The sequence below is a fragment of the Leclercia sp. GLN_9 genome (assembly GCF_043105735.1).
Taxonomy (GTDB): Bacteria; Pseudomonadota; Gammaproteobacteria; order Enterobacterales; family Enterobacteriaceae; genus Enterobacter; species Enterobacter adecarboxylatus.
This window is the reverse complement of sequence record NZ_JBICLV010000022.1, coordinates 59,497-76,621: the sequence shown is the minus strand read 5'-3', so window position 1 is coordinate 76,621 and position 17,125 is coordinate 59,497. Positions and strand designations below refer to the sequence as shown.

At 53.6% G+C, this 17,125-nt stretch carries 14 protein-coding genes and 2 tRNA genes; 15 read left to right on the top strand and 1 reads right to left on the bottom strand.

All coding sequences use genetic code 11. The annotated features are described in order from the left end of the window. Positions 1–61 precede the first annotated feature (61 nt). The 4 genes from folP (at position 62) to ACF8PE_RS15580 (ending at position 2,893) form a co-directional block, all read left to right on the top strand. On the top strand, positions 62–910 hold the full coding sequence (gene folP, locus ACF8PE_RS15595; protein ID WP_077226312.1) for a dihydropteroate synthase: 849 nt from the start codon (positions 62–64) through the stop codon (positions 908–910). Next, on the top strand, positions 903–2,240 hold the full coding sequence (glmM, locus tag ACF8PE_RS15590) for a phosphoglucosamine mutase (protein ID WP_032614429.1): 1,338 nt from the start codon (positions 903–905) through the stop codon (positions 2,238–2,240). Before folP ends, glmM begins: the two co-directional genes overlap by 8 nt. Before the next feature lie 220 nt (positions 2,241–2,460). Further along, positions 2,461–2,793, top strand: coding sequence for a preprotein translocase subunit SecG (secG, locus tag ACF8PE_RS15585; protein ID WP_032614427.1), 333 nt, complete (start codon positions 2,461–2,463; stop codon positions 2,791–2,793). Between the two features lie 13 nt (positions 2,794–2,806). Beyond that, positions 2,807–2,893, top strand: a tRNA-Leu gene (locus tag ACF8PE_RS15580). Between the two features lie 193 nt (positions 2,894–3,086). On the opposite strand, the gene argG is transcribed toward ACF8PE_RS15580, so the two are convergent. Next, positions 3,087–4,433 (bottom strand): argininosuccinate synthase, encoded by a 1,347-nt coding sequence (gene argG, locus ACF8PE_RS15575; RefSeq protein ID WP_032614424.1) that lies wholly within the window; start codon positions 4,431–4,433, stop codon positions 3,087–3,089. Positions 4,434–4,719: 286 nt separating this feature from the next. Here argG and ACF8PE_RS15570 point away from each other — a divergent pair. The 11 genes from ACF8PE_RS15570 to ACF8PE_RS15520 all read left to right on the top strand — a co-directional run bounded on the left by ACF8PE_RS15570 (position 4,720) and on the right by ACF8PE_RS15520 (position 17,027). Further along, a tRNA-Met gene (locus ACF8PE_RS15570) sits at positions 4,720–4,796 on the top strand. Between the two features lie 207 nt (positions 4,797–5,003). After that, the gene (rimP, locus tag ACF8PE_RS15565) at positions 5,004–5,456 is read left to right on the top strand and encodes a ribosome maturation factor RimP (protein WP_032614627.1); all 453 of its coding nucleotides are present in this window, start codon (positions 5,004–5,006) and stop codon (positions 5,454–5,456) included. A gap of 27 nt (positions 5,457–5,483) precedes the next feature. After that, positions 5,484–6,971 carry a transcription termination factor NusA gene (nusA, locus tag ACF8PE_RS15560; RefSeq protein WP_032614421.1) on the top strand — a complete coding sequence of 496 codons (1,488 nt, stop codon included), beginning with the start codon at positions 5,484–5,486 and terminating at the stop codon, positions 6,969–6,971. A gap of 24 nt (positions 6,972–6,995) precedes the next feature. Beyond that, positions 6,996–9,692: a translation initiation factor IF-2 gene (infB, locus tag ACF8PE_RS15555; RefSeq protein WP_032614419.1), complete on the top strand. Its 2,697-nt coding sequence runs from the start codon at positions 6,996–6,998 to the stop codon at positions 9,690–9,692. Between the two features lie 103 nt (positions 9,693–9,795). Next, positions 9,796–10,197, top strand: coding sequence for a 30S ribosome-binding factor RbfA (rbfA, locus tag ACF8PE_RS15550; RefSeq protein ID WP_032614418.1), 402 nt, complete (start codon positions 9,796–9,798; stop codon positions 10,195–10,197). Next, on the top strand, positions 10,197–11,141 hold the full coding sequence (gene truB / locus ACF8PE_RS15545; RefSeq protein ID WP_032614417.1) for a tRNA pseudouridine(55) synthase TruB: 945 nt from the start codon (positions 10,197–10,199) through the stop codon (positions 11,139–11,141). The genes rbfA and truB overlap by 1 nt, the downstream gene beginning before the upstream one ends. 151 nt (positions 11,142–11,292) lie before the next feature. Continuing rightward, complete coding sequence (gene rpsO / locus ACF8PE_RS15540; protein WP_032614416.1) at positions 11,293–11,562, top strand: 30S ribosomal protein S15; 270 nt, start codon at positions 11,293–11,295, stop codon at positions 11,560–11,562. A 241-nt stretch (positions 11,563–11,803) separates the two neighbouring features. Beyond that, the gene (gene pnp, locus ACF8PE_RS15535) at positions 11,804–13,936 is read left to right on the top strand and encodes a polyribonucleotide nucleotidyltransferase (RefSeq protein ID WP_077226313.1); all 2,133 of its coding nucleotides are present in this window, start codon (positions 11,804–11,806) and stop codon (positions 13,934–13,936) included. 110 nt (positions 13,937–14,046) lie between these two features. Next, on the top strand, positions 14,047–14,931 hold the full coding sequence (nlpI, locus tag ACF8PE_RS15530; protein WP_059307114.1) for a lipoprotein NlpI: 885 nt from the start codon (positions 14,047–14,049) through the stop codon (positions 14,929–14,931). A 106-nt stretch (positions 14,932–15,037) separates the two neighbouring features. Continuing rightward, positions 15,038–15,118, top strand: coding sequence for a protein YrbN (gene yrbN / locus ACF8PE_RS15525; protein ID WP_098946273.1), 81 nt, complete (start codon positions 15,038–15,040; stop codon positions 15,116–15,118). After that, complete coding sequence (locus ACF8PE_RS15520; RefSeq protein WP_032614409.1) at positions 15,111–17,027, top strand: DEAD/DEAH family ATP-dependent RNA helicase; 1,917 nt, start codon at positions 15,111–15,113, stop codon at positions 17,025–17,027. Before yrbN ends, ACF8PE_RS15520 begins: the two co-directional genes overlap by 8 nt. Positions 17,028–17,125: the final 98 nt, after the last annotated feature.

The following is a 17,125-nucleotide window of genomic DNA, read 5'->3' as shown; positions in this document are numbered from 1 at the left end:
CCCTGGGGCTTGCCCCGGGGTTTTTCTTGTCTGCTTAATTAAAAAAAATCAGGGATTTGCCATGAAACTCTTCGCCCAGGATTCTTATCTCGATCTGACTCATCCCCATGTGATGGGGATCCTGAACGTCACGCCAGACTCCTTCTCCGATGGCGGTACGCATAACACGCTGATTGAGGCGGTCAAACATGCGAATATGATGATCAACGCCGGGGCGACCATCATCGACGTGGGTGGGGAGTCAACGCGACCGGGCGCAGCGGATGTCAGCGTTGATGAAGAGTTGTCCCGGGTTATTCCGGTGGTCGAAGCCCTTGCGCAGCGTTTCGAGGTCTGGATTTCGGTGGATACCTCTAAACCCGAGGTGATTCGCGAATCAGCGAGAGTAGGCGCTCACATTATTAATGACATTCGCTCCCTTACCGAGCCGGGCGCGCTGGAGGCTGCGGCGGAGACCGGGTTGCCGGTCTGTCTGATGCATATGCAAGGCCAGCCGAAAACCATGCAGGATGCGCCAAAGTACAATGACGTGTTTGCTGATGTGAATCGCTACTTTGTTGAACATATCGCGCGTTGTGAACGTGCCGGTATCGCAAAAGAGAAATTGCTGCTCGACCCGGGATTCGGTTTCGGTAAAAATCTCTCTCATAACTACGAGCTTCTTGCGCGCTTATCTGAGTTTCACCATTTTGGCCTGCCGCTGCTGGTCGGGATGTCACGAAAATCAATGATAGGTCAGTTGCTTAACGTTGGGCCATCCGACCGCCTGAGCGGGAGTCTGGCCTGCGCGGTCATTGCAGCGATGCAGGGAGCGCATATTATTCGCGTCCATGACGTAAAAGAGACAACAGAAGCCATGCGAGTGGTGGAAGCCACACTGGCAGCTAAGGGAAATAACCACTATGAGTAATCGTAAATATTTTGGCACTGATGGCATTCGTGGACGCGTGGGCGATGCGCCAATTACACCTGAGTTTGTGCTGAAGTTAGGCTGGGCAGCAGGGAAGGTACTGGCCAGCCACGGCTCACGCAAAATCATCATTGGCAAAGATACACGCATCTCTGGCTATATGCTTGAATCGGCGCTGGAAGCCGGTCTTTCTGCCGCGGGGCTTTCTGCCTCCTTTACGGGACCAATGCCGACGCCAGCCGTTGCTTATCTCACCCGTGCGTTCCGTGCAGAAGCAGGGATTGTAATCTCTGCCTCGCATAACCCCTTCTACGATAATGGCATCAAATTCTTCTCAATCGATGGCACCAAACTGCCGGATGATGTTGAAGAAGCCATCGAAGCGGAAATGGAAAAAGAGCTGACCTGCGTTGACTCCGCTGAGCTGGGTAAAGCCAGCCGTATCGTCGATGCGGCAGGTCGCTACATCGAATTCTGTAAAGGTACTTTCCCGAACGAGCTGAGCCTGAGTCATCTTAAAATCGTGGTCGACTGTGCGAATGGTGCCACCTACCACATTGCTCCGAACGTTTTCCGCGAACTGGGTGCGCAGGTTGTGGCCATTGGCTGTGAACCGAACGGGCTGAACATCAACGCCGAAGTGGGCGCAACGGATGTTCGCGCTCTGCAGGCGCGCGTGCTGGCAGAGAAGGCCGATCTCGGCATCGCCTATGACGGCGACGGCGACCGCGTGATCATGGTTGACCATGAAGGTAACAAGGTCGACGGGGATCAGATCCTCTATATCATTGCTCGTGAAGGTCTGCGTCAGGGGCAGTTGCGCGGCGGTGCCGTCGGTACGCTGATGAGCAACATGGGTCTGGAGCTGGCACTTAAACAGCTGGGTATTCCGTTTGCGCGCGCGAAAGTGGGCGATCGCTACGTACTGGAAAAACTGCAGGAGAAAGGCTGGCGCATTGGTGCGGAAAACTCCGGCCACGTGATCCTGCTGGACAAAACCACCACCGGTGACGGCATTGTGGCAAGCCTGCAGGTGGTCGCGGCAATGGTGCGTAACCATATGTCCCTGCACGATCTGTGTAGCGGGATGAAAATGTTCCCGCAGATCCTGGTTAACGTTCGCTTCACAGCCGGTAAAGGCGATCCGCTGGAAAACGACAACGTGAAAGCAGTGATGGCTGAAGTCGAAGCGGCGTTGGGTTCGCGTGGCCGCGTCCTGCTGCGTAAATCAGGTACCGAGCCACTGATCCGCGTGATGGTGGAAGGTGAAGACGAAGCGCAGGTGACTGAGTTTGCCCATCGCATCGCTGATGCCGTAAAAGCGGCGTAACGCCGTTAAGTGCTTAAAAAGGCGGCGCTTGCCGCCTTCGTTTTGTTCATTAGTGGCGGTTTTGCTGTTTTTTTCCGCACTTGATACAATGAGCTGAAATTGCCCTTGCGAAGGTCATTCGCTTTGGTTAGTATTCACACCCGCTTCAGTGGGAAAGCAAAACTCCTGCTTATTGGTCGAAGCATTGGTATGCGGCAACTCCGCAAGGAACAGGTTGATTATGTACGAAGCTCTTTTAGTAGTTTTCCTTATTGTAGCCATCGCTCTGGTAGCGTTGATCATGCTGCAGCAAGGTAAAGGCGCTGATATGGGGGCCTCTTTTGGAGCAGGCGCTTCTGGTACGCTGTTCGGTTCAAGTGGTTCTGGTAACTTCATGACCCGCGCAACGGCGATTCTGGCAACGCTGTTTTTCATCATCAGTCTGGCGCTTGGCAATATCAACAGCAACAAGACCAGTAAAGGAAGCGAGTGGGAAAATCTGAGCGCACCGGCGAAATCCGAGCAGACTCAGCCAGCTGCACCGGCTAAGCCGACCAGCGATATCCCGCAGTAATAGTAGTATCAGTGCTGAGGTGGTGGAATTGGTAGACACGCTACCTTGAGGTGGTAGTGCCCTAACGGGCTTGTGGGTTCGAGTCCCATCCTCAGTACCAATATTCCGAAGAAAAGACGTCGCAAGACGTCTTTTTTTTTGTCTGTCGTTTATGTCCGTGGTTTGTAAGGGTGTAGGGCGGGTAAGCGCAGTGCCAACCACTGTTTTGCCCGCCAGCGTGATGCTTGCCGGAACTACGAAACCTCAGAAACAAAAAAGCGCCCTCAGGCGCCTTTTGCATTTCGGTACAGTGATTACTGCTTATCGCTGTTTTCCAGATTCTCAACCTGCGGCAGACCATTACCTGTTGAGACAGAGAGCAGGCCATTCTCGGTATAGGTGAACAGCTTGGCACGGGTATCGGTGATATCCAGGTTACGCATGGTCAGCTGGCCGATACGATCGTCAGGCGAGAAGACGGAATCGCCTTTCTCCATGGTCAGACGCTCTGGCTGGTAGGTCAGGTTGTCAGACACGGTGTTCAGAATGGAGTAGTCATTGCCACGACGCAGCTCCAGGGTCACTTCACCTGTAATGGCGCTTGCTACCCAACGCTGCAGGGCATCACGCAGCATCAGTGCCTGCGGATCGAACCAGCGGCCCTGATACAGCAGTTTGCCCAACTGACGGCCATGGGAGTGATACTGCTCGATGGTGTCTTCGTTATGAATACCTGTCAGCAGACGCTCGTAAGCGATGTGCAGCAGCGCCATCCCCGGGGCTTCATAGATGCCACGGCTCTTGGCTTCGATGATACGGTTTTCAATCTGATCGCTCATTCCCAGACCGTGACGCCCGCCGATGCGGTTGGCTTCCAGCATCAGCTCCACATCGTCAGAGAAGGTCTGGCCATTCAGGGCAACCGGGTGGCCGCGTTCAAAACGCACGGTCACTTCTTCCGCCTGGATTTTGACGTTTTCGTCCCAGAACTTCACGCCCATGATTGGGTTAACGATCTTCACGCTGGAGTTCAGGAACTCCAGGTCTTTTGCTTCGTGTGTCGCACCCAGCATGTTGGAGTCGGTAGAGTAGGCTTTCTCGACTGACATTTTGTAGTCAAAGCCGCAGGCGATCATAAATTCGGACATTTCGTGACGGCCGCCCAGCTCGTCGATAAAGTCAGTGTCCAGCCACGGCTTGTAGATCTGCAGTTCGGCATTGGTCAGCAGGCCATAACGGTAAAAACGTTCGATGTCGTTGCCTTTATAGGTGCTACCATCACCCCAGATGTTGACGCCGTCGTCTTTCATGGCGGCAACCAGCATAGTGCCGGTAACCGCACGGCCCAGCGGGGTAGTGTTGAAATAGGTCAGGCCGCCGGTGGTATTATGGAAAGCGCCACACTGAATGGCAGCAATACCTTCGGCAACCAGCTGCTTACGGCAGTCAATCAGGCGAGCATTCTCTGCACCGTACTCCATGGCACGACGAGGGATCGCTTCATAATCGTCCTCATCTGGCTGACCCAGGTTCGCAGTATATGCATAAGGAACCGCTCCCTTCTGGCGCATCCACAGCAGTGCAGCGCTGGTATCCAGGCCGCCTGAAAAAGCGATGCCAATACGTTGTCCTTGCGGAAGATGCTTGAGAATCGTCGTCATAAAATAAAACCCTGCTTGATTGACTGATGAGTGATTGCTTTCACCCTAAATGCATTTTTATGCAGAATAAGTGAGTTTTCATTTAATCATCTTTTGGCAAGTACCGAAAGAGATTCGTGTATTTTTTGTAAAAATTTCCCGCCTTAATCGCTGCGGTTAGCAGGGTTGACAGAGGGGGCGCGCTATCAATATACTAAACGCCGATTTTACGTCCCGTCCTCGGTACCAAATCCCAGCATTATTTGCATTTTTTACCCACAGAGAGTAGAATTTGCCACGTTTCAGGCGCGGGGTGGAGCAGCCTGGTAGCTCGTCGGGCTCATAACCCGAAGGTCGTCGGTTCAAATCCGGCCCCCGCAACCACTTTCCTATAAAGTCCTTTTTCAAATATACTGTGAAGACTTAGCGCCTTCGTAGCTGGATTTGAAAAAATTCTTTTTGAAAGTGCTCCAGGCCACTGTTGTGGCTATAGGGTTCAGTTATCTAAAGCCCCGATTTATCGGGGTTTTTTGTTATCTGACTACAGAATAACTGGGCTTTATGCCCTTTTTTTACGTCTTGGGGGTGGGCTTGTCCACATTAGACCAAAAATTAACAGAGATGATTAAAGCACCAGTCGAAGCACTGGGCTACGAACTGGTCGGCATCGAATTCATTCGCAGCCGTACATCCACGCTGCGCATCTATATTGATAGTGAAGATGGCATCAATGTTGATGATTGTGCTGATGTTAGCCACCAGGTGAGTGCGGTTCTTGATGTTGAAGATCCTATTACCGTCGCCTATAACCTGGAAGTTTCCTCGCCTGGTCTGCATCGCCCGCTGTTTACTGCTGAACACTACACCCACTACATTGGTGAAGAAGCGGCTATCGTCCTGCGTATGGCTGTACAAAACCGCCGTAAATGGCAGGGCGTTATTAAGGCCGTTGACGGTGAGATGATCACAGTAACAGTCGAAGGCAAAGATGAAGTGTTCGCGCTGAGTAATATCCAGAAGGCGAACCTGGTTCCCCACTTTTAACAGTCTGGATGAGGTGAAAAGCCCGCGATGAACAAAGAAATTTTGGCTGTTGTTGAAGCCGTCTCCAACGAAAAATCACTGCCGCGTGAAAAGATTTTCGAAGCGCTGGAAAGTGCACTGGCTACGGCAACCAAGAAAAAATACGAGCAAGAGATCGATGTTCGTGTAGAAATCGATCGCAAGAGCGGCGACTTCGATACTTTCCGTCGTTGGGTTATCGTGGAAGAAGTGACCCAGCCAACGAAAGAGATCACTCTCGAAGCGGCACGTTACGAAGATGAGAGCCTGAATATCGACGATTACGTTGAAGATCAGATCGAATCTGTCACCTTCGACCGTATCACCACCCAGACTGCTAAACAGGTTATCGTACAGAAAGTTCGTGAAGCTGAGCGCGCTATGGTCGTTGACCAGTTCCGCGAGCATGAAGGTGAGATCATCACGGGCGTGGTGAAGAAAGTTAACCGCGACAACATCTCCCTGGATCTGGGTAACAACGCTGAAGCAGTGATTCTGCGTGAAGATATGCTGCCACGTGAGAACTTCCGTCCGGGTGACCGTATTCGCGGCGTACTCTATTCCGTGCGTCCAGAAGCGCGTGGCGCTCAGCTGTTCGTGACCCGTTCTAAACCTGAAATGCTGATCGAACTGTTCCGCATTGAAGTGCCAGAAATTGGCGAAGAAGTGATCGAGATTAAAGCCGCTGCCCGCGATCCGGGTTCCCGTGCGAAAATCGCGGTGAAAACCAACGACAAGCGTATCGACCCTGTTGGTGCTTGCGTCGGTATGCGTGGTGCGCGTGTTCAGGCAGTTTCGACTGAACTGGGCGGCGAGCGTATTGATATCGTTCTGTGGGACGACAACCCGGCGCAGTTCGTGATCAACGCGATGGCACCGGCTGATGTTGCGTCTATCGTGGTAGACGAAGACAAACACACCATGGATATCGCCGTGGAAGCAGGCAATCTGGCGCAGGCTATCGGCCGTAACGGTCAGAACGTCCGCCTGGCTTCACAGCTGAGCGGCTGGGAACTCAACGTAATGACCGTTGATGACCTGCAGGCTAAGCATCAGGCTGAAGCCCATGCGGCCATTGATACCTTCACTAAGCATCTGGACATTGACGAAGATTTCGCCACCGTTCTGGTTGAAGAAGGTTTCTCAACGCTGGAAGAACTGGCCTATGTGCCAATGAAAGAACTGCTGGAAATCGACGGCCTGGATGAAGCCACCGTTGAAGCCCTGCGTGACCGCGCTAAAAACGCACTGACCACCCTGGCACTGGCTCAGGAAGAAAGCCTTGGTGATAACAAGCCGGCTGATGACCTGCTGAATCTGGAAGGTCTTGATCGTGCGATTGCGTTCAAGCTGGCTGCCCGTGGTGTTTGTACGCTGGAAGATCTCGCTGAACAAGGCGTTGATGACCTGGCTGATATCGAAGGTTTAACCGACGAGAAAGCCGGCGAGCTCATCATGGCCGCACGTAATATTTGCTGGTTCGGCGACGAAGCGTAATAAACTGTAGCAGGAAGGAACAGCATGACTGATGTAACTGTAAAAACGCTGGCTGCTGAAATTCAGACTTCCGTGGACCGCCTGGTACAGCAATTTGCTGATGCAGGGATCCCGAAGTCTGCTGATGACTCAGTGACCGCGCAAGAGAAACAAACTTTATTATCGCACCTGAACCGTGAACACGGCTCGGCGCCTGATAAACTGACGTTACAGCGTAAAACGCGCAGTACGTTAAATGTTCCTGGTACCGGTGGAAAAAGCAAATCGGTACAAATCGAAGTCCGCAAGACACGCACCTTTGTAAAACGTGATCCGCAAGAGGCTGAACGCCTTGCCGCGGAAGAGCAGGCGCAGCGTGAAGCGGAAGAACAAGCTCAGCGTGAGGCGGAAGCAACCGCCAAACGTGAGGCAGAATTAAAAGCTGAACGTGAGGCCGCAGAAAAAGCGAAGCGCGATGCCAGTGAAAAAGCGAAGCGTGACGCTGCGGAAAAAGACAAAGTGAGCAATCAACAGACTGACGAAATGACCAAAACTGCCCAGACGGAAAAAGCCCGTCGTGAAAATGAAGCTGCCGAGCTGAAGCGTAAAGCCGAAGAAGAAGCTCGTCGCAAGCTGGAAGAAGACGCACGTCGTGTTGCTGAAGAAGCACGTCGTATGGCAGAAGAAAACGCAGGTGTTTGGGCTGAGCAAGAGAAAGCGAAAGGTGATGAGGATAAGAGCGATTATCACGTCACCACTTCTCAGCATGCGCGCCAGGCCGAAGACGAAAACGACCGTGAGGTTGAAGGTGGTCGTGGCCGTACCCGTACTGCATCAAAAGCTGCCCGCCCTCAGAAGAAGGGTAACAAACACGCCGAATCTAAAGCCGATCGCGAAGAAGCGCGTGCCGCGGGTCGCGGTGGTAAAGGTGGCAAGCGTAAAGGTTCCGCTCTGCAGCAAGGCTTCCAGAAGCCAGCTCAGGCCGTTAACCGTGACGTTATCATCGGTGAAACCATCACTGTTGGCGAACTGGCGAACAAGATGGCCGTTAAAGGTTCTCAGGTCATCAAAGCGATGATGAAGCTGGGCGCGATGGCGACCATCAACCAGGTTATCGACCAGGAAACCGCACAGCTGGTTGCCGAAGAGATGGGCCACAAAGTTATCCTGCGTCGTGAAAACGAGCTGGAAGAAGCGGTAATGAGCGACCGTGACACGGGCGCAGCCGCTGAGCCGCGCGCACCGGTTGTGACCATCATGGGTCACGTTGACCACGGTAAAACTTCTCTGCTGGACTACATTCGTTCCACGAAAGTGGCCTCCGGCGAAGCAGGCGGCATTACCCAGCACATCGGTGCCTACCACGTAGAAACCGACAATGGGATGATCACCTTCCTGGATACCCCGGGCCACGCCGCGTTTACCTCTATGCGTGCTCGTGGTGCGCAGGCGACGGATATCGTTGTTCTGGTGGTTGCAGCAGACGATGGCGTGATGCCGCAGACTATCGAAGCTATCCAGCACGCGAAAGCGGCGCAGGTGCCTCTGGTCGTTGCAGTGAACAAAATCGATAAGCCAGAAGCGGATATGGATCGCGTTAAAAACGAACTGTCCCAGTACGGTGTTATGCCAGAAGAGTGGGGCGGCGAGTCTCAGTTCATCCCGGTTTCTGCAAAAGTGGGTACCGGTATTGATGACCTGCTGAACGCTATCCTGCTGCAGGCTGAAGTTCTGGAGCTGAAAGCGGTTCGCAATGGTATGGCGAGCGGTGCGGTGATCGAATCCTTCCTGGATAAAGGTCGTGGCCCGGTTGCGACTGTTCTGGTACGTGAAGGTACCCTGAACAAAGGCGACATCGTGCTGTGTGGCTTCGAATATGGCCGTGTTCGTGCAATGCGTGACGAACTGGGTCGCGAAGTACTGGAAGCAGGTCCGTCCATTCCTGTGGAAATCCTCGGTCTGTCCGGTGTTCCGGCTGCCGGTGATGAAGTAACCGTTGTTCGTGACGAGAAGAAAGCGCGTGAAGTTGCACTGTACCGTCAGGGCAAATTCCGTGAAGTTAAACTGGCTCGTCAGCAGAAATCTAAACTCGAGAACATGTTTGCCAACATGACCGAAGGCGAAGTTCACGAAGTGAACGTCGTTCTGAAGGCAGACGTGCAGGGTTCTGTGGAAGCGATCTCCGACTCTTTACTGAAACTGTCTACCGACGAAGTGAAAGTGAAGATCATCGGTTCTGGCGTAGGTGGTATCACCGAAACCGACGCAACCCTGGCTGCAGCATCCAACGCGATTCTGGTTGGCTTCAACGTCCGTGCCGATGCTTCTGCGCGTCGCGTGATCGAATCAGAAAGCCTGGATCTCCGCTACTACTCCGTCATCTATCACCTGATCGACGAAGTGAAAGCGGCAATGAGCGGTATGCTGTCTCCAGAGCTGAAACAGCAGATCATCGGTCTGGCTGAAGTACGTGACGTGTTCAAATCACCGAAATTCGGTGCGATCGCGGGCTGTATGGTTACCGAAGGCAACATTAAGCGTCACAACCCAATCCGCGTTCTGCGTGACAACGTGGTTATCTATGAAGGCGAGCTGGAATCCCTGCGCCGCTTCAAAGATGACGTTAACGAAGTCCGTAACGGCATGGAATGTGGTATCGGCGTGAAGAACTACAACGACGTTCGCGTAGGCGATATGATCGAAGTGTTCGAGATCATCGAGATCCAACGCAGCATCGACTAATCCCCTGCGGATCAGTCCACATGTAAGCCGGGATCGCCTCGCGCCACCCGGCAAGAATTATCAAAAGGGGCTAAAAGCCCCTTTTTTGTCTGGAGAATTTATTATGGCGAAAGAATTTGGTCGCCCGCAGCGCGTAGCTCAGGAGATGCAAAAAGAGATCGCAATCATCCTGCAGCGCGAAATTAAAGATCCACGCCTGGGCATGATGACGACGGTATCTGGTGTAGAAGTGTCCCGCGATCTGGCCTATGCCAAGGTGTTTGTGACCTTCCTGAATGACCATGACGAAGCGGCAGTTAAGCTGGGCATCAAAGCCCTGCAGGATGCCTCTGGTTTTATCCGCTCTCTGCTGGGCAAAGCTATGCGCCTGCGTATCGTGCCGGAACTGACCTTCTTCTACGACAACTCACTGGTTGAAGGGATGCGCATGTCCAACCTGGTCACCAGCGTGGTGAAGCAGGATGATGAGCGTCGTGTGAACCCGGACGATAACAAGGAGGACTAATGAGTCGTCCTCGTCGTCGCGGTCGCGACGTACACGGCGTGCTGCTACTGGATAAGCACCAGGGTGCTTCCAGCAACGACGTGCTGCAAAAGGTTAAGCGTATTTATAACGCGAACCGTGCCGGACATACCGGTGCGCTTGATCCGCTGGCGACCGGGATGTTGCCGGTTTGCCTGGGTGAAGCGACGAAGTTTTCCCAGTATCTGCTGGATTCCGACAAACGCTACCGCGTGATTGCCAGGCTGGGCCAGCGCACGGACACCTCCGATGCGGATGGCCAGGTGGTCGAAGAACGTCCGGTGGCGTTCAGCGCTGAACAGCTTGCGGCTGCGCTGGAGAGTTTCCGCGGCGACACCCAGCAGGTGCCGTCGATGTATTCAGCACTGAAATACCAGGGCAAAAAACTCTACGAGTACGCGCGCCAGGGTATTGAGGTGCCACGCGAAGCCCGCCCGATTACGGTGTATGAACTGCTGTTCATTCGCCACGAAGGGGATGAGCTGGAGCTGGAAGTTCACTGCTCAAAAGGCACTTACATCCGTACCATCATTGACGACCTGGGTGAAAAACTGGGTTGTGGCGCGCACGTGATTTATCTGCGCCGTCTGGCGGTGAGTAAATACCCGGCAGAACGGATGGTGACGCTGGAGCAGCTCCAGGCGCTGGTTGAGCAGGCCCAGGAGCAAGGTATTGATGCTGCCGATTTGCTGGATCCGCTGCTGATGCCTATGGACAGTCCAGCTTCGGACTATCCGGTGGTCAATCTGCCGCTGACCTCGTCCGTTTACTTTAAAAACGGCAACCCGGTGCGCACCACTGGCGTTCCTCACCAGGGGTTAGTGCGCGTGACGGAAGGCGATGACAATACCTTTATCGGCATGGGCGAAATTGACGACGAAGGTCGTGTTGCACCACGCCGTCTGGTGGTCGAATATCCGGCATAACTGACGCCTCACCTTGCGATAAGCAGGGGAGGCGGGTAGAATATTGCCGCTTAACGTCTGGTAAATTGTTTAACAATTGGCAAGCGTTATACATGGGATAGCTGAATTAGAGATCGGCATCCTTTCATTCTTTATACTTTGGAGTTTTAAAATGTCTCTAAGCGTTGAAGCTAAAGCTAAAATCGTTTCTGAGTTTGGTCGTGATGCTAACGACAGCGGTTCTACCGAAGTTCAGGTTGCACTGCTGACTGCACAGATTAACCACCTGCAGGGTCACTTTGCAGAGCACAAAAAAGATCACCACAGCCGTCGTGGTCTGCTGCGCATGGTTTCTCAGCGTCGTAAACTGCTCGACTACCTGAAGCGTAAAGATGTTGCACGCTACACCGCGCTGATCGAGCGTCTGGGTCTGCGTCGCTAAGTCTTGCGAGTTTCAGAAAAGGGGGCCTTATGGCCCCTTTTTTCAACCAGACCGCAGCAATTCACTGGAAACTAATGTATTGTTGCTATAAATGATCTTCATTGCAGAGGTTCGCGCGGCTAATGAGAGGCTTCACCCATGGGGGTGTCGGTTGTCATTAGTCGCGAGGATGCGAAGAAGGTCCGGTTAAACGTCAGCACGCCTCTGGTGTGCTGTCATTCATTTAAGAAAGGACAGAATCTTGCTGAATCCGATCGTTCGTAAATTCCAGTACGGTCAGCATACCGTCACGCTGGAAACCGGCATGATGGCGCGTCAGGCCACTGCTGCTGTTATGGTAAGCATGGATGACACCGCGGTATTCGTAACCGTGGTTGGCCAGAAAAAAGCAAAACCAGGTCAGGACTTCTTCCCACTGACCGTTAACTACCAGGAGCGTACCTACGCTGCCGGTAAAATCCCGGGTGGTTTCTTCCGTCGTGAAGGCCGTCCAAGCGAAGGCGAAACCCTGATTGCGCGTCTGATTGACCGCCCGGTTCGCCCGCTGTTCCCGGAAGGCTTCGTTAACGAAGTTCAGGTTATCGCCACCGTTGTTTCCGTTAACCCACAGGTTAACCCGGACATCGTTGCGATGATCGGCGCATCTGCAGCCCTGTCTCTGTCTGGTATTCCATTCAACGGTCCAATCGGTTCTGCTCGCGTAGGTTACATCAACGACCAGTACGTTCTGAACCCAACTCAGGACGAGCTGAAAGAGAGCAAGCTGGACCTGGTTGTTGCCGGTACCGAAGCTGCGGTACTGATGGTTGAATCCGAAGCAGAACTGCTGAGCGAAGACCAGATGCTGGGCGCGGTGGTGTTTGGCCACGAGCAGCAGCAGATCGTTATCCAGAACATCAACGACCTGGTGAAAGAAGCCGGTAAACCACGTTGGGACTGGCAGCCAGAAGCGGTTAACGAAGCGCTGAACGCGCGCGTTGCTGCGCTGGCTGAATCTCGTCTGAGCGATGCTTACCGCATCACCGACAAGCAGGAGCGTTATGCTCAGGTTGACGTCATCAAATCTGAAACCATCGCTACGCTGGTGGCAGAAGATGACTCCCTGGACGCTAACGAACTGAGCGAAATTCTGCACGCGATCGAGAAAAACGTTGTTCGTAGCCGCGTTCTGGCAGGCGAGCCACGTATCGATGGCCGTGAAAAAGACATGATCCGTGGTCTGGATGTGCGTACTGGCGTGCTGCCACGTACTCACGGTTCCGCACTGTTCACCCGTGGTGAAACTCAGGCGCTGGTAACTGCGACCCTGGGTACTGCCCGTGACGCACAGAACATCGACGAACTGATGGGCGAGCGCACTGACAGCTTCCTGTTCCACTACAACTTCCCTCCGTATTCCGTGGGTGAGACCGGTATGGTTGGCTCGCCGAAGCGTCGTGAAATTGGTCACGGTCGTCTGGCGAAGCGCGGCGTTCTGGCTGTTATGCCTGATGCTGATAAGTTCCCGTACACCGTTCGCGTGGTTTCTGAAATCACCGAATCTAACGGCTCCTCTTCTATGGCTTCCGTGTGTGGTGCTTCTCTGGCACTGATGGACGCGGGTGTTCCGGTGAAAGCAGCTGTTGCGGGTATCGCGATGGGTCTGGTGAAAGAAGGCGACAACTACGTTGTTCTGTCTGACATCCTGGGCGACGAAGATCACCTGGGTGATATGGACTTCAAAGTTGCGGGTTCCCGCGAAGGTATCTCTGCCCTGCAGATGGATATCAAAATTGAAGGCATCACCAAAGAGATCATGCACGCTGCGCTGAACCAGGCGAAAGGTGCGCGTCTGCACATCCTGAGCGTGATGGAACAGGCGATTAACGCGCCACGTGGCGACATTTCTCAGTTCGCACCACGTATCCACACCATCAAGATCAGCCCGGACAAGATCAAAGACGTTATCGGTAAAGGCGGTTCTGTTATCCGTGCTCTGACCGAAGAGACCGGCACCACCATCGAAATCGAAGATGACGGTACTGTGAAGATCGCAGCGACCGACGGTGAGAAAGCGAAATTCGCTATCCGTCGTATCGAAGAGATCACCGCAGAGATCGAAGTGGGCCGTATCTATAGCGGTAAAGTGACCCGTATCGTTGACTTTGGCGCATTCGTTGCCATCGGTGGCGGTAAAGAAGGTCTGGTACACATCTCTCAGATCGCTGACAAGCGCGTTGAGAAAGTGACCGATTACCTGCAGATGGGTCAGGAAGTTCCGGTTAAAGTTCTGGAAGTTGACCGTCAGGGCCGTATCCGTCTGAGCATTAAAGAAGCGACCGAGCAGTCATCTGCCGCTGCACCGGAAGCTCCGGCAGCAGAACAGGGCGAGTAAGGTTGCCGTTTGCCCTCCGCGTAAGCGGGGGGCTTGTTATCAGGCAGGACGCCTTGTTGAGCCGCCGGGGGACAGGACGTTCATCCAATAGTTGTCTTCGGGAGTGGGAAATGAAGCCTTTTCTGCGCTGGTGTTTCGTTGCGACAGCTTTGACGCTGGCAGGATGCAGCAACTCTGCCTGGCGTAAAAGTGAAGTCCTCGCAGTGCCACTGCAACCGACTTTGCAGCAGGAAGTGATTCTGGCACGCATGGAACAAATTCTTGCCAGTCGGGCTTTAACCGATGACGAACGCGCACAGCTTTTATATGAGCGCGGAGTGTTGTATGATAGTCTCGGTCTGAGGGCACTAGCGCGAAACGATTTTTCACAAGCGTTGGCGATCCGACCGGATATGCCTGAAGTATTCAATTACTTAGGTATTTATTTAACGCAGGCCGGCAATTTTGATGCTGCCTATGAAGCGTTTGATTCTGTACTTGAGCTTGATCCAACTTACAACTACGCGCACTTGAATCGCGGGATCGCCCTGTATTACGGCGGTCGTGACAAGTTAGCGCAAGATGATCTGCTGGCGTTTTATCAAGACGATCCTAACGATCCTTTCCGTAGCCTGTGGCTTTACATTGTTGAGCAGAAGCTCGATGCAAAGCAGGCCAAAGACGCGTTAAACCAACGCTTCGAAAAATCGGACAAGGAGCAGTGGGGATGGAATATTGTCGAGTTCTACCTGGGCAACATCAGCGAAGCAACGCTGATGGAAAAGCTCAAGGCAGACGCAACGGATAACACCTCGCTCGCTGAGCATCTCAGTGAAACCAACTTCTATTTAGGTAAGTACTACCTAAGTCTGGGGGATATGGACAGCGCTACGGCACTGTTCAAATTAGCGGTTGCTAACAACGTACACAACTATGTTGAGCACCGTTATGCATTGTTGGAATTATCGCTCTTGGGCCAGGAGCACGACGACCTGGCAGAATCGGACCAGCAATAGCTGACGACATAAACATCAGCCCGTAATCTTTTGATTGCCATCATCTTAACCGGTGAGGGCGTTGTTGTTCGTCAATACACCTACTTTGAGCCGGTTCACACTTTCAATGAAAATTACCGAAAATTTTCACGATGAGTTATGTAGACTGGCCGCCATTAATATCGAGGCACTTGTACTACATGGCTGAATTCGAAACCACTTTTGCAGATCTGGGCCTGAAGGCTCCTATCCTTGAATCCCTTAACGATCTGGGTTACGAAAAACCATCTCCGATCCAGGCAGAGTGTATCCCACATCTGCTCTCTGGTCGTGACGTGCTGGGCATGGCCCAGACTGGTAGCGGTAAAACTGCAGCGTTCTCGCTGCCGCTGCTAAACAACATTGATCCTGACCTGCGCGCGCCGCAGATCCTCGTACTCGCTCCGACCCGTGAACTGGCTGTTCAGGTTGCGGAAGCGATGACTGAATTCTCTAAACATATGCGCGGCGTAAACGTGGTTGCCCTGTACGGCGGCCAGCGTTATGACGTGCAGTTACGCGCCCTGCGTCAAGGCCCACAGATTGTCGTCGGTACGCCGGGTCGTCTGCTGGATCACCTGAAACGCGGTACGCTGGATCTCTCTAAACTGAGCGGTCTGGTACTGGATGAAGCTGACGAAATGCTCCGCATGGGCTTCATCGAAGACGTAGAAACCATCATGGCGCAGATCCCGGAAGGTCATCAGACCGCTCTGTTCTCTGCAACCATGCCAGAAGCGATCCGTCGTATTACCCGTCGCTTCATGAAGGATCCGCAGGAAGTGCGTATCCAGTCCAGCGTAACCACGCGCCCGGACATCAGCCAGAGCTACTGGTCTGTATACGGTATGCGTAAAAACGAAGCGCTGGTGCGTTTCCTGGAAGCAGAAGATTTTGATGCGGCGATCATCTTCGTTCGTACCAAAAATGCGACCCTGGAAGTGGCTGAAGCCCTGGAACGTAGCGGCTACAACAGCGCAGCGCTGAACGGCGACATGAACCAGGCCCTGCGTGAGCAGACTCTGGAGCGTCTGAAAGACGGTCGTCTGGATATCCTGATTGCAACCGACGTGGCAGCACGTGGTCTGGACGTTGAGCGTATCAGCCTGGTTGTTAACTACGACATCCCGATGGACTCTGAGTCTTACGTTCACCGTATCGGCCGTACCGGTCGTGCAGGTCGTGCGGGTCGTGCGCTGCTGTTCGTTGAGAACCGCGAGCGTCGTCTGCTGCGTAACATCGAACGCACCATGAAGCTGACCATTCCAGAAGCCGACCTGCCTAACGCAGATCTGCTGGGCAAACGCCGTCTGGAAAAATTCGCCGCGAAAGTACAGCAGCAGCTGGAAAGCAGCGACCTGGATCAGTACCGTGCGCTGCTGGCGCAGATCCAGCCAACCGCTGAAGGCGAAGAGCTGGATATGGAAACGCTGGCTGCCGCTCTGCTGAAGATGGCTCAGGGCGAACGTAGCCTGATCGTGCCACCTGATGCGCCAATGCGTCCTAAGCGTGAATTCCGTGACCGTGACGATCGTTTCGAACGTCGTGGCGACCGCAACGATCGTGGCCCACGTGGCGACCGTCCAGAGCGTGGTGGTGAAGACCGTCCACGTCGCGAACGTCGTGACGCAGGCGAAATGGAACTGTACCGCATTGAAGTGGGCCGTGATGATGGCGTTGAAGTTCGTCACATCGTTGGTGCTATCGCTAACGAAGGCGACATCAGCAGCCGTTACATTGGTAACATCAAGCTGTTTGGTTCCCACTCTACCATTGAGCTGCCAAAAGGCATGCCGGGCGAAGTACTGCAGCACTTTACTCGCACCCGCATCCTGAACAAGCCGATGAACATGCAGCTGCTGGGTGATGCTCAGCCACGCCCGGACCGTGGTCCGCGTCGTGATGGCGATCGTCCTGCTGGCCGTGGCTTCGGTGGCGGCGAACGTCGTGAAGGCGGTCGTGGTCCTCGTCGTGAAGGCGCTGCGCCAGGAGCAGGTCGTTTCAGCGGTGAGCGCCGTGAAAGCCGTGGCCCACGTCGCGAAGATGGCAGCGCTCCTGCCCGTCGTCGTGACGCGTAAGCCTTACGCTTCAGTCGTAAAGTAAAATATACAGCCCCGATAATGTTATCGGGGCTTTTTTTATTCCCTTTGTACTACCGTACTGGTACAGTGCAGCA

Bases quoted from the DNA above. Each gene is read 5' to 3' on its own strand.
- infB (WP_032614419.1), top strand. From the start codon at position 6,996: ATGACTGATGTAACTGTAAAAACGCTGGCTGCTGAAATTCAGACTTCC.
- nusA (WP_032614421.1), top strand. From the start codon at position 5,484: ATGAACAAAGAAATTTTGGCTGTTGTTGAAGCCGTCTCCAACGAAAAA.
- yrbN (WP_098946273.1), top strand. From the start codon at position 15,038: ATGAAAATTACCGAAAATTTTCACGATGAGTTATGTAGACTGGCCGCC.
- rpsO (WP_032614416.1), top strand. From the start codon at position 11,293: ATGTCTCTAAGCGTTGAAGCTAAAGCTAAAATCGTTTCTGAGTTTGGT.
- argG (WP_032614424.1), bottom strand. From the start codon at position 4,433: ATGACGACGATTCTCAAGCATCTTCCGCAAGGACAACGTATTGGCATC.
- secG (WP_032614427.1), top strand. From the start codon at position 2,461: ATGTACGAAGCTCTTTTAGTAGTTTTCCTTATTGTAGCCATCGCTCTG.
- nlpI (WP_059307114.1), top strand. From the start codon at position 14,047: ATGAAGCCTTTTCTGCGCTGGTGTTTCGTTGCGACAGCTTTGACGCTG.
- truB (WP_032614417.1), top strand. From the start codon at position 10,197: ATGAGTCGTCCTCGTCGTCGCGGTCGCGACGTACACGGCGTGCTGCTA.
- glmM (WP_032614429.1), top strand. From the start codon at position 903: ATGAGTAATCGTAAATATTTTGGCACTGATGGCATTCGTGGACGCGTG.
- ACF8PE_RS15520 (WP_032614409.1), top strand. From the start codon at position 15,111: ATGGCTGAATTCGAAACCACTTTTGCAGATCTGGGCCTGAAGGCTCCT.
- folP (WP_077226312.1), top strand. From the start codon at position 62: ATGAAACTCTTCGCCCAGGATTCTTATCTCGATCTGACTCATCCCCAT.
- rbfA (WP_032614418.1), top strand. From the start codon at position 9,796: ATGGCGAAAGAATTTGGTCGCCCGCAGCGCGTAGCTCAGGAGATGCAA.